This is a genomic window from Nocardioides asiaticus, from assembly GCF_040049175.1.
Classification (GTDB): Bacteria; Actinomycetota; Actinomycetes; order Propionibacteriales; family Nocardioidaceae; genus Nocardioides; species Nocardioides cheoyonin.
Map to the genome: position 1 here is coordinate 120567 of NZ_JBDZDM010000005.1, position 14906 is coordinate 135472.

At 73.4% G+C, this 14906-nt stretch carries 11 protein-coding genes; 6 read left to right on the plus strand and 5 right to left on the minus strand.

The genetic code is table 11. From position 1 onward, the window contains the following. The first annotated feature begins 11 nt into the window (after window positions 1-11). From ABLE53_RS18135 to ABLE53_RS18145, 3 genes are all read left to right on the plus strand, one after another. Window positions 12-842 (plus strand): 2-phosphosulfolactate phosphatase, encoded by an 831-nt coding sequence (locus ABLE53_RS18135; RefSeq protein WP_348860514.1) that lies wholly within the window; start codon window positions 12-14, stop codon window positions 840-842. Between the two features lie 106 nt (window positions 843-948). Further along, complete coding sequence (locus ABLE53_RS18140; RefSeq protein WP_348860515.1) at window positions 949-2586, plus strand: M4 family metallopeptidase; 1638 nt, start codon at window positions 949-951, stop codon at window positions 2584-2586. An 80-nt stretch (window positions 2587-2666) separates the two neighbouring features. Next, window positions 2667-4766, plus strand: coding sequence for a RecQ family ATP-dependent DNA helicase (locus ABLE53_RS18145; RefSeq protein WP_348860516.1), 2100 nt, complete (start codon window positions 2667-2669; stop codon window positions 4764-4766). Window positions 4767-4783: 17 nt separating this feature from the next. On the opposite strand, the gene ABLE53_RS18150 is transcribed toward ABLE53_RS18145, so the two are convergent. After that, window positions 4784-5443 (minus strand): response regulator transcription factor, encoded by a 660-nt coding sequence (locus tag ABLE53_RS18150; RefSeq protein ID WP_348860517.1) that lies wholly within the window; start codon window positions 5441-5443, stop codon window positions 4784-4786. After that, window positions 5440-6678 carry a sensor histidine kinase gene (locus ABLE53_RS18155; protein WP_348860519.1) on the minus strand — a complete coding sequence of 413 codons (1239 nt, stop codon included), beginning with the start codon at window positions 6676-6678 and terminating at the stop codon, window positions 5440-5442. The genes ABLE53_RS18150 and ABLE53_RS18155 overlap by 4 nt, the downstream gene beginning before the upstream one ends. Window positions 6679-6869: 191 nt before the next feature. Here ABLE53_RS18155 and ABLE53_RS18160 point away from each other — a divergent pair, with 191 nt between their 5' ends. Next, window positions 6870-7178 carry a hypothetical protein gene (locus ABLE53_RS18160; protein WP_348860520.1) on the plus strand — a complete coding sequence of 103 codons (309 nt, stop codon included), beginning with the start codon at window positions 6870-6872 and terminating at the stop codon, window positions 7176-7178. 19 nt (window positions 7179-7197) lie between these two features. Here ABLE53_RS18160 and ABLE53_RS18165 read toward each other — a convergent pair whose 3' ends face one another. Together ABLE53_RS18165 and ABLE53_RS18170 are read right to left on the minus strand one after the other, a co-directional pair. Then, window positions 7198-8772 carry a DHA2 family efflux MFS transporter permease subunit gene (locus ABLE53_RS18165; protein ID WP_348860521.1) on the minus strand — a complete coding sequence of 525 codons (1575 nt, stop codon included), beginning with the start codon at window positions 8770-8772 and terminating at the stop codon, window positions 7198-7200. Window positions 8773-8843: 71 nt separating this feature from the next. After that, window positions 8844-10730 (minus strand): hypothetical protein, encoded by a 1887-nt coding sequence (locus ABLE53_RS18170; protein WP_348860522.1) that lies wholly within the window; start codon window positions 10728-10730, stop codon window positions 8844-8846. A gap of 59 nt (window positions 10731-10789) precedes the next feature. Here ABLE53_RS18170 and ABLE53_RS18175 point away from each other — a divergent pair, with 59 nt between their 5' ends. Both ABLE53_RS18175 and ABLE53_RS18180 read left to right on the plus strand, forming a co-directional pair. Next, entirely contained in the window at window positions 10790-13627 is a 2838-nt protein-coding gene (locus ABLE53_RS18175; protein WP_348860524.1) for a DEAD/DEAH box helicase, read from the plus strand. Further along, entirely contained in the window at window positions 13627-14310 is a 684-nt protein-coding gene (locus tag ABLE53_RS18180; RefSeq protein WP_348860525.1) for an SWIM zinc finger family protein, read from the plus strand. The genes ABLE53_RS18175 and ABLE53_RS18180 overlap by 1 nt, the downstream gene beginning before the upstream one ends. Here ABLE53_RS18180 and ABLE53_RS18185 read toward each other — a convergent pair. Continuing rightward, on the minus strand, window positions 14279-14872 hold the full coding sequence (locus ABLE53_RS18185; RefSeq protein WP_348860526.1) for an SACE_7040 family transcriptional regulator: 594 nt from the start codon (window positions 14870-14872) through the stop codon (window positions 14279-14281). The two genes, ABLE53_RS18180 and ABLE53_RS18185, sit on opposite strands and share 32 nt — an antisense overlap. Between the last annotated feature and the right edge of the window lie 34 nt (window positions 14873-14906).

A 14906-nucleotide genomic window follows, 5' to 3' on the forward strand; every position in this document is an offset into this window, starting at 1 on the left:
AACCTGACCTTGTGGGCCATCCAGACACCCCACAACATCGGATTTCCCCTGACAACCTCGACCGCGAGGACGGGGCTCGCCACCTGACGGACTTCCTCCAGGCTCACCGGCAGCGCGACGCCCGCGTGCGCCTGGAGTGGGGCCCGACCGGGGCGCTGGCGCTCGCGCCGACGTCGTACGCCGTGGTGGTGGACGTCCTCTGCTTCACGACGACGCTGACCGTGGCGGTCGAGCGCGGTATCACGGTGTGGCCGTTCCCGTGGCGCGACGACCGGGCTGCGGCGTACGCCGCCGAGCGGGACGCGGTGCTCGCGGTGAGCCGGAGCGTCGCGGGTCCGGGTGACCTGAGCCTGGCACCGGGGTCGTTCGCGCGGGCGGACGGTGTGGAGCGAGCCGTGCTGCCGTCGCCCAACGGCTCGACGATCTCCGCGTTGCTCACAGACTCGGGCGCTACGGTCGTCGGGGCCTCGCTGCGCAACGCAGCCGCGGTCGTCGACTGGCTCGCCGCCGCGATCGGCGCCGACGACACGATCGCCGTCATCCCCGCCGGCGAGCGCTGGCCGGACGGCTCGCTCCGGCCCGCGGTCGAGGACCTGTGGGGCGCCGGCGCCGTCGTCGCCGGGCTCGCCGACCGCGGGCTCGCCGAGCTGAGCCCGGAGGCGCGGGTCGCCGAGAGCGCGTTCCGCGCCGTACGTCCCCGCCTGGCCGAGCAGCTGGCCGGCTGCGCGAGCGGGCGGGAGCAGATCGCGGCCGGGTACGCCGACGACGTACGCGTCGCGGCCGAGGCCGACGAGAGCGACGCCGTGCCGGTGCTGGTCGACGGGGCGTTCCGCGCCGTGTGACAGCGACTACCTGCAGGTTCGTGCAACACAGGAACCTGCACGTTCCGACCGATGGTGAAGCCTGCAAGACTCGCGAGGCGGACTCAACCACTCGGGAGGAGAGTTCATGCGTCGTCTCGTGAGGGTGGTCGCCGGCGCGGTGCTGGCGACCGGGACCCTGACCGCTGCGGCCACGACCACCGCCGCCGCGAAGCCCGTCACGCCTCGTCCCCTGGTCGCGCCGAGGCTGGTCGCCGACCCGTCGGTCGCGAAGGACGCGGTCGCCGCCCTGCGGGCCCATCCGGCGCTCGCCCGGCGTACCGACGGCCAGGGCTTCACCACGGAGTCGACCCTGGTCGACCCCGACGGGAGCACTCACGTCCGTCTCGAGCGGACCTACCACGGCCTACCGGTCATCGGCGGCGACCTGGTCGTCCACCGCGGGCCGAACGACGGCTGGAAGGGCGTCTCCCAGACGCTCGCGAAGCCGCTCGAGCTGTCCGTCTCGCCGAAGGTCACCGCGAAGGCGGCGTCAATCACGGCGATGACGGGCAAGGCCGTGGCCAGCATCGACGGGCTGAAGAGGGCGGGCGCGCCCGAGCTCGTCGTCGACGCGCGCAGCGCGACGCCGCGGCTGGCGTGGAAGGTGGTGACCGGCGGGACCCGCGCCGACGGCACCCCCAGCCGCCTCGAGACGCTCGTCGACGCGCGGACCGGCGCGGTCATCCGCCGTGTCGAGCAGATCGAGACCGACAGCGGGGAGGGCCAGACGCTCTACTCCGGGACGGTCCCGCTCGAGGTGACGAAGTCAGGATCGACGTACTCCCTGAAGGACGCGACCCGCGGTGGCACCTACACCACGGACTTCGACAACGACACCGACGGCCTGCTGTGCCAGCTGCTCGGCGTCAATTGCAAGACCGGGACGACGTTCACCAGCTCGACGAGCACCTTCGGTGACGGTACGACGAGCGACCGGGCCAGCGCGGGCGCCGACGCGCAGTACGGCACCAACATGACGTGGGACTACTACAAGTCCACGTTCGGCCGGAACGGCATCTTCGGCGACGGCACCGGGTCCTACAACCGGGTCCACTACGGCGACGACTACGTCAACGCGTTCTGGGACGGCACGAAGATGACGTACGGCGACGGCGACGGCGTCTCGTACGGTCCGCTCACCTCGCTCGACGTGGCTGGCCACGAGATGTCGCACGGCGTCACGGAGAACACCGCCGGGCTGGAGTACGACGGCGAGTCCGGGGGGCTCAACGAGTCGACCTCGGACATCTTCGGGACGATGGTGGAGTTCTACGCCGACAACAGCGCGGACCCGGGCGACTACCTGATCGGCGAGCAGTTCGTGCTCGACGACTCCGGGCCGCTGCGCCGGATGGACGACCCGGCCTCCGACGGCTCGTCCGCGAACTGCTGGTCGTCGTCGGTCGGCGACCTCGACGTGCACTACTCCTCGGGCGTCGGCAACCACTTCTTCTACCTGCTCACGCAGGGGTCGGGTGCCAAGACGCTCAACGGCGTCTCGTACGACAGCCCGACCTGCGACGGCTCCACGGTCACCGGCATCGGCAACGAGGCCGCGGAGCAGATCTGGTACCGCGCGCTGACCGTCTACATGACCTCCAGCACCGACTACCACGGCGCCCGGACCGCGACGCTCAGCGCCGCTGAGGACCTGTACGGCGCGGACAGCACCGAGTACGCCGCCGTCGACGCCGCCTGGGCGGCGGTGGGCGTCACCGCCTGACGTACGCCGAGCGTCCCGGGCCCCGTCCTCCCTGTGGAGGGCGGGGCCCGGCTGTCGGTCGGCGCTGGTAGACAGGGCGCATGCCCGAGCAGACCGTGACCGATGTCCGCCAGCAGGCCGAGGCGCACCTGCGCGCCCTGGTCGCCAGCGACGACGCGGCGCTCCGCGACGACCAGTGGAGGGCGATCGAGGCGCTCGCGGTGGACCGGCGGCGGGCGCTGGTGGTGCAGAAGACCGGGTGGGGCAAGTCCGCGGTCTACTTCGTGGCCACCCTGCTGCTGCGCAGCGCCGGACTCGGCCCCACGGTGATCGTGTCGCCGCTGCTGGCGCTGATGCGCAACCAGATCGCCGCCGCGGAGCGGGCCGGGATCCGCGCGGTGACGATCAACTCCACCAACCCCGAGGACTGGGCGGCCATCGAGGAGTCGATCCACGCCGGTGAGGTCGACGTCCTGCTGGTCAGTCCGGAGCGGCTCAACAACCCGACCTTCCGCGACGCGGTCCTGCCGCGGCTGGCCGCCGAGTGCGGTCTGCTCGTGGTCGACGAGGCCCACTGCATCTCCGACTGGGGCCACGACTTCCGGCCCGACTACCGCCGGATCCGGACGCTGCTCGGCGACCTGCCCGACGGCATCCCCGTCCTGGCCACGACCGCCACCGCCAACGCCCGGGTCACCGAGGACGTGGCCGAGCAGCTCGGGGTCTCGACGAGCTCGACCACCGGGGTTCTGGTGCTGCGCGGCTCGCTCGACCGCGAGTCGCTCCGGCTAGGCGTCGTGCGGCTCAGGACCGCCGAGCAGCGGCTGGCGTGGCTCTCCGACCACCTCAGCGAGCAACCCGGATCGGGGATCGTCTACTGCCTGACCGTCGCGGCGACCCAGGAGATCGCCGACTACCTGCGCGCCTGCGGGCACGACGTGGCGGCGTACTCCGGCCAGACCGAGCCCGCCGAGCGCCAGCAGCTCGAGTCCGACCTCGCCGCCGGGCGCATCAAGGCGCTGGTTGCGACCTCCGCTCTCGGGATGGGCTTCGACGCCACCCTGGGCTTCGTCGTCAACATGGGGGCGCCGTCGTCGCCGGTCTCCTACTACCAGCAGGTCGGCCGCGCCGGCCGCGGCACGCCCGACGCCTCCGTGGTGCTCCTTCCCGGCCCGGAGGACCGCGACATCTGGGCCTACTTCGCCTCGCTCGCGTTCCCGAGGGAGGAGCTCGTCCGGCGTACGCTCGACGTCCTCGCCGAGGCCGGCCGGCCGCTGTCGACCCAGGCCCTGGAGACCTACGTCGAGCTGGGCCGCTCCCGGCTCGAGCAGATGCTCAAGGTGCTCGACGTGGACGGCGCGGTCAGGCGCGTCGGCGGCGGCTGGGAGGCGACCGGGCAGCCCTGGGCGTACGACGAGGAGCGCTACGCACGGGTGGCGGAGGCGCGGTCGCGCGAGCAGCAGGCGATGCTCGACTACATCGCGACCGACGGCTGCCGGATGCGCTTCCTGCGCGAGCAGCTCGACGACCCGGAGGCGACCGACTGCGGCCGCTGCGACAACTGCGGCGGCTTCGCCGTCTCGGCCGAGGTCTCGGACGCGGCGGTCACCGAGGCCTCCGATCGGCTGTCCCGACCGGGCGTCGTCCTCGCGCCGAAGAAGCTGTGGCCCTCCGGGCTCGCCAACCTCGGCGTCGAGCTCAAGGGCCGGATCGCCGAGAGCGCCGATGAGGGGCGCGCGATCGCGCGGCTCACCGACCTCGGCTACGGCACCCAGCTGCGCGAGCTCTTCCGGGAGGACACTCCCGACGGCCCCGTGCCGACGCCGTTGGTGCGCGCGGTGGTCGAGGTCCTCGGTGACTGGCGGCCGCGGGTCGACGGGATCGTCTTCGTCGAGTCCGCGACCCGGCCGGCGCTGACCCGGGACTTCGCCGAGGGGCTCTCGCGCTACCTCAAGGTCCCGGTCGTCGGCAGCTTCGCGATCGTCGACGACTCCGTGCTGCCCGGCCAGGGCGCGGCCAACTCAGCCCAGCGGGTCGCGGCCGTCGGGCGCCGCTTCGCGCTCCGCGCCGACCCACCCGGCAGCGTCCTGCTCGTCGACGACCGGGTCGTGACCGGCTGGACGCTCACCCTCGCCGCGAAGGCGCTGCGCGAGGCAGGCGCCGATGCCGTGCTCCCGCTGACGCTCGCCACGACCAGCTGACCGCCGCAGCGGGCCGGTCAGCGGCCGGCCGGCCGGACGATGCCGTGGTCGAACGCCCAGACGATCGCCGCGGCGCGGTCGCGCAGGCCGAGCTTGGCGAAGATCCGGCCGATGTGGGACTTCACGGTCAGCTCGGAGATGACCAGGTCGGCGGCGATCTCGGCGTTGGTGCGCCCGCCGGCGACCGCGCGGAGCACCTCCAGCTCCCGCTCCGTCAGCTCCGGGACAGGGGGAGCAGGGTGCGAGGGACCGGCGTCGCGGTACGCCGCGAGGACCCGTTCCGTCACCGCGGGGTCGAGCCAGGAGTCGCCGGCGGCGACCGCGTGCACGGCGCGGACGAGCTCCTCGGCGGCCGAGTCCTTGAGGATGAAGCCCGCCGCCCCTGCGCGCAGCGCGCCGGAGAGCAGCTCGTCGTCGTCGAAGGTCGTGAGCACGAGGACCGGCGGCGCGTCGCAGTCCTCCCGGAGCAGCCGGGTTGCGGTGATGCCGTCGACCCGGGGCATCCGGAGGTCCATGACGACGACGTCGGCCGGGTGCGCGGCGAGCGTCGTCGGTACCTCGCTGCCGTCCGCGCACTCGGCGACGATCTCGAGCCCGTCGCGGCGGCGCAGGATGCGCCGCAGCCCGGTGCGTACGAGCTCCTGGTCGTCCACGACCAGCACACGGACCGGGCTCACCGCAGGACCTCCTCGACGTGCCGGACGGCCAGCGGCAGGGTGAGGTCGACCACCCAGTCGGTGCCGTCGGGACCGGCCACCAGCCGGCCGCCGAGCTGCTCGGCCCGAGCCGTCATGCCCGGGAGACCGGCGCCGGTGCCGACGCGGCGCGCCTCGCCGAGCGGGTTGCGGACCGAGAGGCGTACGACGTCGTCCCCGACCTCGAGTCGGACCGTCACCGGCGCGCCGGGCGCGTGCTTGATCGCGTTCGAGAGCGACTCCTGGGTGATCCGGTAGACCCCGAGCCCGAGGGCTGGTGAGAGCGCCGACACCTCCCCGGTGACGCGGCAGTCGACCGGCTGACCGGCGTGGCGTACGCCGTCGACGAGCTCCTCCAGGTCGCACGCGGTCGGCAGCGGGGCGAGCCCACCGGCGCCCGCCATCCCGTCGGCACCGTCGGTGAGGGTGCTGACCGTCCGCCGGATCTCCGCCATCGCCCGCCGCCCGACCTCCTCGGCCTCGCGGAGCGCGTCGACGACCTCGGCCGGGTCGTCGTTCTCCGCGATGGCCCGCCGGGCGCCGGTGAGGTGGAGGAGCGTCACGCTGAGCGAGTGGCCGACGAGGTCGTGGATCTCGCGCGCGATCCGGCCGCGCTCGGCGAGGGTCGCGCGCTCGTGCTCGCGGGCGCGGGCGATCCGCTCGGCCCGCAGGGCGCGCATCTGGCAGACCAGGATGAAGCCGATCGCGTAGCCGAGGAAGAGCAGCAGCAGGTGGACGGCGAGGCCGGTGATGGTGCCGAGAGCCGCGGCGTACGAGATCACGCCGAGGGCGCCCACGGCGCAGACCAGCCCGACCCGCGGGCCCTCCCGGCTGACGATCTCGGTGGTGAGGACGGCGAGGACGGCCGGACCGAAGTCGTGGGTCGGCAGGACCGACGGGCCGGGGAACCAGAGGATCCACGCGCCGCCGACGAGCCCGGGCACGGCGTCGACGACCCAGAGGTTGCGGATCAGCCAGGGCACGTCCGGCAGCAGGAAGCGGGCGACCGTCGGGACGATGAGCAGGACGCCGGCCAGGAGCAGGGGGCTCGGCGGGGCGAACGCGTCCCGCTGGGCGAGCGCGATCACGGTGCACCAGAAGATCCCGGCGGAGGAGAAGACCGGGTCCCACCACGGGTAGTCGAGGCCCTTGCGTTCGATGCAGTGCTCGACCCGGGCCATGAACCTGGCCCCGAGACGTGCGAGCGCGCCTGCCATGACCGCCAGCGTAGGCACCCCACGGCGGGGTCGCATCCGACTTCGGGAGGCATGCGGAGTCCTACCCCGGTAGGAGACGAGGTGCCTGCCGCCGCGCGATGCCCGCCCGGCGGTTCGCCGCCTAACGTCGAGCACACCGGATCGCACCGAGACCGACGACGAGAACACGACCACCGAGGACGGTGACGACGATGACCTGGGAGCAGACCCACGAGCGCTACCGGCTGCTGAACCGCGCGGAGGAGATCCTGCGCTCCGACCCCGAGGGCCGGCTGCCGTGGGGCGAGGAGTACGCAGCGGCGTACGCCTCCCCGGACGCGCTGGCCCAGGCGCTGCGCCACCGCTGGCGGATCAGGTTCGAGGCCGCCGACGACCCGGAGCTGGCGCCGGACGTACGCGACGGGCTCCTCGCCCGGATGCGACGGGACCGGCCCGCGCTGCTTCCGTGGGTGGGCGCCCGGCCGTCGTACGCCGCGAGCGAGCTGCCGGCCTCTGCCTGACTCCGCGCGTCGCTCAGCGTCAGTGCAGGACGGTCGGCGCCGCGGCGCCGTGCTCGCGCTTGGAGCGCGGCAGGAAGAACGCGGGGATCAGGCAGCAGGCGACCACGCAGGCGGCGACCACGAAGGTGTGGCTGAAGACGTCGGCCATGTCGGGCTTGACGTGGGCGACCAGCCCCTGGAACTGCTCCGGGGTGAGGCCGAGCTTCTCGAGGATCGCGGCGAACGCGTCCGGCTGCTTCTGCGGGTCGACGTCGCCGACGGCCTGGCTCGCCACGACCGACGGCTTGTCCTTGAAGCCGTTGGTGAGGAGCACGGTGAAGATCGCGGTCCCGACCGACGCCGAGACCTGCTGGACGATGTTGACCAGGGTGGATCCGCGGGCGATGGTGTGCTCGCGCAGCGTGGCCTGCGCGGCCGCGAAGGTCGGCATCATCGTGCAGCCCATCCCGAGGCCCATGACAAAGAGGGAGAGCAGCAGGAACCAGTACGGCGTGGTGTCGTCGAGGGTGGAGAACATGGACATGCCGACGACGATGACGACGATGCCGGTGAGCACGATCTTGCCGGGGCCGATCCGGTCGGCGAGCGTGCCGGCGATCGGCATCGTGACCATCGCGCCGAGGCCCTGGGGAGCGAGCAGCAGACCGGCGTGCAGGGCGTCCTGCCCGCGGACGAACTGGTAGTACTGCGGGAAGAGCAGGCTGGCGCCGAAGAAGGCGATGCAGAACAGCGACAGGGTGAGGACCGCGACCGTCAGCTCCTTGTTGCCGAACAGGCGCAGGTCCACCAGCGGGTGCCTGTTGCGCCGGCTGAGCGCCCACGGCACGAAGGCGAGCACGAGCACCGCACCGATGATCACCGGCACGATCACCTTCGTGGCGGCGAAGGTGCCGGTGGAGGGGATCATCGAGACGCCGTAGAGCAGCAGCGCGAGGCCGGGGCTCAGCAGCAGCACCCCGAGGAAGTCGAAGGTCTCCGACGGCTCGACGTGGTCCTTGGGCAGGACGAGCGCGGCGTAGACGAGTGCCACGGCGCCGACCGGGATGTTGACCAGGAAGATCCAGTGCCACGAGGCGACGTCGATCAGCCAGCCGCCGAGGATCGGCCCGCAGATCGGGCCGAGCAGCATCGGGATACCGAGCACGGCCATCACGCGGCCGACGCGCTCCGGGCCCGCGGCGCGGGTCAGGATCGTCATGCCGAGCGGCATCAGCATGCCGCCGCCGAGGCCCTGGACGACCCGGAAGGTCACCAGCATCGGCAGCGAGGTGGCGAGCGCGCACAGGGCGGAGCCGAGGGCGAAGAACAGGATCGCCATCAGGTAGAGCCGCTTGGTGCCGAACCGGTCGGCCGCCCACCCGGTCAGCGGGATCACGGTGGCGAGCGCGAGGGTGTAGCCGGTCATCGTCCAGGCCGACTCGGCGGCGGTCGCGTCGAACTGGTCCTGGAAGTCCTGCTGGGCGACGGAGACCACGGTGATGTCGAGGATGGACATGATCGCGCCGAGCACGACCACGCCGGCCACGAGGAGGACGCCCTTGTCCAGGCGGTCCGAGGCCGCTGCGTCGGGCTTCGTGCTGAGGTCGCTGGTCACGAACGGCAACCCTAAGCGGACGGACCGCCCGTTTCCCACCGGGTTCCTGTAAACGGTCGGTGACCTCGCTCTCACGCCCCGCCGGCCGGGCGTCGGCCGGCGCGCTGCGCGATCAGGTCGAGGAGCCGGCGTACGACCTCGTCGCGGTCGAGCCGAACGTTGTCCACCCAGCGCCGGGTGTCGAGCGCATGGTGGAGCTCACCCTGCTCTGCGGCGTGGCCGACGAGCGTCTCGGGGATCGGGCGACCCTCGGACTCGTAGGCACCCGGGCGCTGCTCGGGGGGTACGTCGAGGAGGTCGGGGGGCCCGTAGGAGATGCCGGGACCGTCGCTGAACCAGCCCACCTTGTGCTGGCTGGTGCCGTTCGGTGCGAGGTGGACGTCGGTCACGAGTGCCCACAGCACCGACTCGCGCAGCGAGTTGCCGACCAGGTCGACGACCCTGTCGGGACGGCCGACCCGGGACCGGATCCCCGCGACGATCCCGTGCAGGCGCTCGATCGCCCCGGCCCACCGGTCCGAGGCCTCGTCGTAGCCGACCGGTGTGGAGAACGCGTCGAGGACGACCAGCGCGTCCGGGTGCTCGGCGTGGAGTGCGTCGATGACGGCGGGGATCTCCGCCTCCTGGTCGATCCAGGCGCGGCTGTCGACCCGCAGCCCGATCCAGACCACCGGGAAGGGCGGGTCCGCTGGCGGCTGCGCGGCGCCGGGCGTGGGCGGCAGGGCGGCCATCCGGTCGGCCAGCCGCTCGACGAGCGCCCGACGGATGAAGAACCCGCCCGGTTTCACCAGGAGGTGGTCGGCGGAGAAGGGGTGCGGGTCGCGTACGCCACGCGCCGACTCCGTCACCACCGGCACGCCCTCGAGCTCGGGGAAGAGCCCGACCACCGGGCCGAAGAACTCCGACCCGCCCAGCCGCAGCTCGTCGACGCGGTCGCCCAGACCGGCGGTGACGAGGCGGTCGAGGCCAGGGAAGAAGTTCCACAGGTGGTGGGCGAAGCTCTCGTCCATCATCCCCAGCACGGTGACGTGCCGCCGGTCCCCGGAGGGGACGCGTTGGTCGAGCACCGCGCGCCGGGAACGGTGGTAGCCGACCCGCCGCAGCGCCACCCGGCGCAGCAGCTCGGCGTGGAGGTTGGTGATCCGGAGCGTCGTCATGTGCTCCCACTGGTCGGCCCCGAGGTCGATGAGGAGGTTGTGGCGGGGCAGGGCCAGGTAGAGCGCCCCGCCACCGAAGCCGCCGGCGACCAGCAGGGTGAGCTCGCGCTCACCGAAGGAGTAGACGGTCCGACCGAACATGTGGACCGAGTCGAACGGCTCGCACTCGGCACCGGTGTGCGGGTCACGGACGAGTAGGCGGCCCTCGGTGACGAGCCGGTTCTGGAAGCCCTGACAGGCCTCGTCGCGGGCGACGCGCTCGCGCTGGTAGTCGCTGACGTAGGCCGTCGGCGATCCGCTCGCGGGCCAGCCCGCGGGATCGGCGCGGAGGAAGTCCTCGGCGTACCACCGCAGCGCGTCGGGCGAGAGGTCGAGAGCCTCGGTGTCGGCGCGGTCGAACGGCACGATGCGCGGCGGACGCAGCCGGAAGGCGAGCTGGACGACGGACCTCGGCAGCGCCCGCACGGCGCGGCACCGGTCGGCGTCGAGGCCGCGCAGGAGGGCGTAGCTGCGCCACATCCGGCGGCACATCCGGACCTCGTCGGACTGCTCGAACGCGCGCAGGTAGGGCCGCAGCCGGCGGCGGAGGGGCCCCGGGCCGCCGTGGCCGAGGAGCCACAGGAGCACGGCCGTCAGCGGCTGCTCCGCGCGCTCCTGGAGATCCAGCAGACGCGTCCGCGGGTCCGTGCCCTCCGACCGCAGCTGCCGCACCCAGGCGTCGACGTGCGCCCGGTCCGTCGGCTCGGCGAGGATGCGCGCCGCGGCGCCGGCATCCACGTCGGTGCGGGCCTCGCTCACCATGCCGCCGACCCTAGAGCGTGAGCACGGCCGGTGTCGGCGGCACCGGTTAGGTTCGGTGCATGAGCTTCGTCCCCGTCACCGGCTCCGCGGCGTTCCGGCCCGCGGAGCCGCCGCGTGAGGGGACGGTCGAGTTCAGCGACCGGCGGCGCACGGTCAGCCTCCCGGTCCGTGCCGCGATCCCCGTCCTCACCAAGGCCCACGCCCGCGAGGACCTTCATCCCTCGGTCGCGCTGATCGCCTCGGCCACCCATCTCGCGCTGCGGCTGGTCGCGGCCGGCAAGCTGGAGCCCGCCGAGGACGCCGCGTCCTGGCAGGTCGCCCTCGCCGACGGCGACGAGGAGCGGGTGCGGCTGCTCGCCGAGGCGCGCGCGTACGCCGAGGTGGACGCCGCCTCCGCGGAGGTGCTGGTCAGACAGGTGCTGACCGCCGTCGCCGACGCGATGCCGCGGAGCGCGCCGGTCGCGGCCCGACGTCGTACGCCGGTGAGACCGGCCTCGCCGGAGGAGCAGACGGCCAAGGCTGAGGCGTTCCGGGAGCGGCTGCAGGCGCGGCTCGCCCGGCACGTCACCGAGTCGACACCGGTCTCCGCCGGACTGCCCTCGCTGGTGTCGGTGTCGCTGCGCGTGGAGGCCGACGAGGAGGAGCTCGTCGGCGGCACCGTGCGGCTGGTGCCGCAGGTCCACGACGACAACGACCCGCTCCACGTCGTCGACGCCGACCGGCTGTGGACGGAGCGGGAGGGCGACCACGGCTTCGCCGACCGTGCGCGCACCCATGCGCTGGTCGCGCTGCGCGGCGCTTCCGAGGCCTGGCCGGTGCTCGACCGGCTGCTCGACCTCCCGGTGCCGACCGAGATCACTCTCGAGGGCGACGAGATCGTAAGCCTCCTCGAGCACGGCCTCGGGGCGCTCCGCGAGCGCGGCGTGGACGTGCTCTGGCCGCGCTCGCTCGGGCCGTACTTCAACCAGCAGAGCCTCACCAGCTCCGCCGTCCTCGACCGGGCCGCGCCGGCGGGCGGCAGGCAGTGGGAGGACCTCCTCCACGACGGGCTGTTCGGCACCCAGGACCTCTTCGGCTTCCGATGGCAGGTGGCGCTCGGTGGCGAGCCGCTGACGGACGAGGAGATGGACCAGCTCGCCGGCGCGGCCGGGCCGGTGCTGAGGCTGCGCGGTTCCTGGACGGTCGTCCATCCGAGCATCGCCCGGAAGGCCCGCAAGCGGCTGCTGCGCAGGCTGTCGGGCGGTGAGGCGCTGGCCGTCGCCCTCACCGGCGCGCCGCCGCCCGAGGTGCTCGCGGCGGTCGAGGAGGACGCCGGCGACGAGGCCGCGCAGGTGGTGGTCGGCGCCTCGATCGGCCGGCTGCGCGACGCCGTCCTCGCCGCCGCCTCGGGCGAGCCGGTGCCGGTGCCCGAGGGGCTGACGGCGACGCTGCGGGACTACCAGCGACACGGGCTCTCCTGGCTGGCCGGGGTCACCGGGCTCGGCCTCGGCTGCTGCCTCGCCGACGACATGGGGCTGGGCAAGACCGTCACGCTCATCGCCCTCCATCTCCACCGCGCGGAGCGGGTCTCGACGGGCTCGACCGACGGGGGCGGGCCGACCACTGGGCCCACGCTGGTGGTCTGTCCGACCAGCCTGCTCGGCAACTGGGAGGACGAGCTGGCGAGGTTCGCCCCCGGCGTACGCGTGCGGCGCCACCACGGCTCGGCGCGCGACCTCGACGGGCTGGAGACCTCGGGCGGGGGCGAGGTCGTGCTGACGACGTACGCCACCATGCGGCGCGACGTCGAGCACCTCGCCGGCGTCGACTGGGGCCTGGTCGTCGCCGACGAGGCCCAGCACGTCAAGAACGCCTCGTCCTCCACGGCGCGGGCGCTGCGGCGGATCCCAGCGCGGGCGCGGGTCGCCCTGACCGGCACCCCGGTGGAGAACGACCTGACCGAGCTCTGGGCGATCCTCGACTGGTGCGTGCCGGGGCTGCTCGGCAGCCGGCTGGCCTTCCGGCGGGCGTGGGCGAGCCAGATCGAGTCAGGGGCAGACACGGCCAAGGCGCGGCAGTTCGCCGAGATGGTGGCGCCGTTCCTGCTGCGGCGCCGCAAGAGCGATCCCGGGATCGCCCCCGAGCTGCCGGCCAAGACCGAGACCGACCACCCGCTGATGCTGACGCGGGAACAGACGGTCCTCTACGAGGCCTACGTCCGGGACACGATGGCCCGGATCGAGCGGCTCGACGGCGACGACCCGACCCGCCGCGGGCTGGTGCTCATGCTGCTCACCGGGCTCAAGCAGATCTGCAACCACCCGGCCCAGTTCCTCAAGCAGCAGAGCGGCCGGATCGCGGGCCGGTCGCAGAAGATCGACGTCCTCGACGAGCTCCTCGAGACGGTCGTGTCGGAGGACGGCGGGGCTCTCGTCTTCACCCAGTACGTCGCGATGGCGCGCCTCCTCGAGGCGCACTGGTCGCAGGTCGGCATCCCTCATCAGTTCCTCCACGGCGGCACCCCGGTGCGCGAGCGGGAGCGGATGGTGGCGGCGTTCCAGGCGGGCGAGGTCCCCGTCTTCCTGCTCTCGCTCAAGGCGGGCGGCACCGGCCTCAACCTCACCCGCGCCGACCACGTGGTCCACGTCGACCGCTGGTGGAACCCCGCCGTCGAGGACCAGGCGACCGACCGCGCCCACCGGATCGGCCAGACCAACCCCGTCCAGGTCCACCGGCTCGTCACCCGCGGCACCGTCGAGGAGCGGGTCGCCGAGCTGCTCCGGCGCAAGCGGGCACTCGCGGAGGCCGTGCTCGGCCGCGGCGAGGCGGCGCTCACCGAGCTCAGCAACGCCGAGCTGCGGGACCTGGTCATGCTGCGCAAGCAGCGGCCGTCGAAGCGGCGACGGATCGTGTCGTGATGGCCGCCGTCACCCACCCCCGCGAGCCGGCACGCCGCGGCGCGCAGCGGCCGGAGACCTGGTGGGGTCGCGCGTTCCTGCGGGCGGTCGAGGAGACGGCGTACGACGACGCGCAGCTCACCGGCGCGCGTGCGCTCGCCCGATCGGGGCAAATCGGTGGGCTCGTCGTCGACGCCGGCACCTTCGCGGCGGCGGTCGACGAGGAGCGCGGGCTCTGGACCGTCACCGGCACCGTGGAGCGGCTCGATGCCGAGTCCGTCGAGGCGTTCCTCGAGGTGGTCGCCGTCGACCAGGCCCGGATCGACGCCCTCCTCGCCGGCGAGCTGCCCCACGACCTCGTCGAGCACGCCGAGGAGGCCGGCGTCGAGCTCGTGCCGTACGGCGGCGAGTTGGCCGCCATATGCACCTGCGGCCACTGGCACGACATGTGCGTCCACGCCCTCGCGGTGCTCCACCAGCTCGGCCGCCTCGTCGACCGCGACGCCTCCGTCCTCCTCCACCTCCGGGGCATCCCCCGCGACGACCTGCTCGCGCGGCTGCGACGTCGCCCGGATGTCGCCGTACCCGGGCCCGCGCTCGGGGAGTCGGTCGACGAGGTCGAGATCGCCTTCGACGCCGCCCTCCGCGCCCGACGACTTCTGGGCGACGGACTCAACGAAGAGCGGCCAGGGCCATCGAGGTGAGGACCTCGCGGGTGTCCTGGTCGGGGAGGACGCGGTTGTGCGGGGTGGAGTTGATCAGTCCGAAGGCGGCGTGCGCCATGGCGCGGGCGGTGTCGCGGGAGAGCGCCGGGTCACGCCGGCGGAGCTGGTCGGCCCACACGTCGACGTACTCCCGCTGCAGCGTCCGCACCCGCTCCCGCGCCTCCGCCGGGAGCGACTGCCAGTCACGGTCCTGGACGACGATGAGGGCGCGGTCGCGCAGGGCGAAGTCGACGTGCCAGTCCACCAGCGCCGCCAGGGCGGCCTCCGGCCCGTCCGCCGCCGCAACGCGGGCGCGCCCCTCGGCGAGCAGCGTCTCGGAGATCGAGACCAGCATCTCGGCGAGGATCGCCTCCTTGGACGAGAAGTGCTTGTAGAGCGCCGGCCCCGAGATGCCGCACGCCGCACCGAGCTCGGCGACGGACACGCCGTGGAAGCCGCGCGCGGCGAAGAGCTCGGCCGCCGTGGCCAGGATCTGCTCGCGGCGGGTCGGCTGCGCCGCAGCGCGTGCGGCCGCGGACGATGCGGCCGACGAGGTCGTCATGCCCCGAGGTTAACGGTCGCTCACCAGGGCGGGG

Coding starts and splice junctions, on each gene's coding strand:
- ABLE53_RS18140 (WP_348860515.1), top strand. CDS start 949: ATGCGTCGTCTCGTGAGGGTGGTCGCCGGCGCGGTGCTGGCGACCGGG.
- ABLE53_RS18145 (WP_348860516.1), top strand. CDS start 2,667: ATGCCCGAGCAGACCGTGACCGATGTCCGCCAGCAGGCCGAGGCGCAC.
- ABLE53_RS18155 (WP_348860519.1), bottom strand. CDS start 6,678: ATGGCAGGCGCGCTCGCACGTCTCGGGGCCAGGTTCATGGCCCGGGTC.
- ABLE53_RS18160 (WP_348860520.1), top strand. CDS start 6,870: ATGACCTGGGAGCAGACCCACGAGCGCTACCGGCTGCTGAACCGCGCG.
- ABLE53_RS18170 (WP_348860522.1), bottom strand. CDS start 10,730: ATGGTGAGCGAGGCCCGCACCGACGTGGATGCCGGCGCCGCGGCGCGC.
- ABLE53_RS18175 (WP_348860524.1), top strand. CDS start 10,790: ATGAGCTTCGTCCCCGTCACCGGCTCCGCGGCGTTCCGGCCCGCGGAG.
- ABLE53_RS18180 (WP_348860525.1), top strand. CDS start 13,627: ATGGCCGCCGTCACCCACCCCCGCGAGCCGGCACGCCGCGGCGCGCAG.
- ABLE53_RS18185 (WP_348860526.1), bottom strand. CDS start 14,872: ATGACGACCTCGTCGGCCGCATCGTCCGCGGCCGCACGCGCTGCGGCG.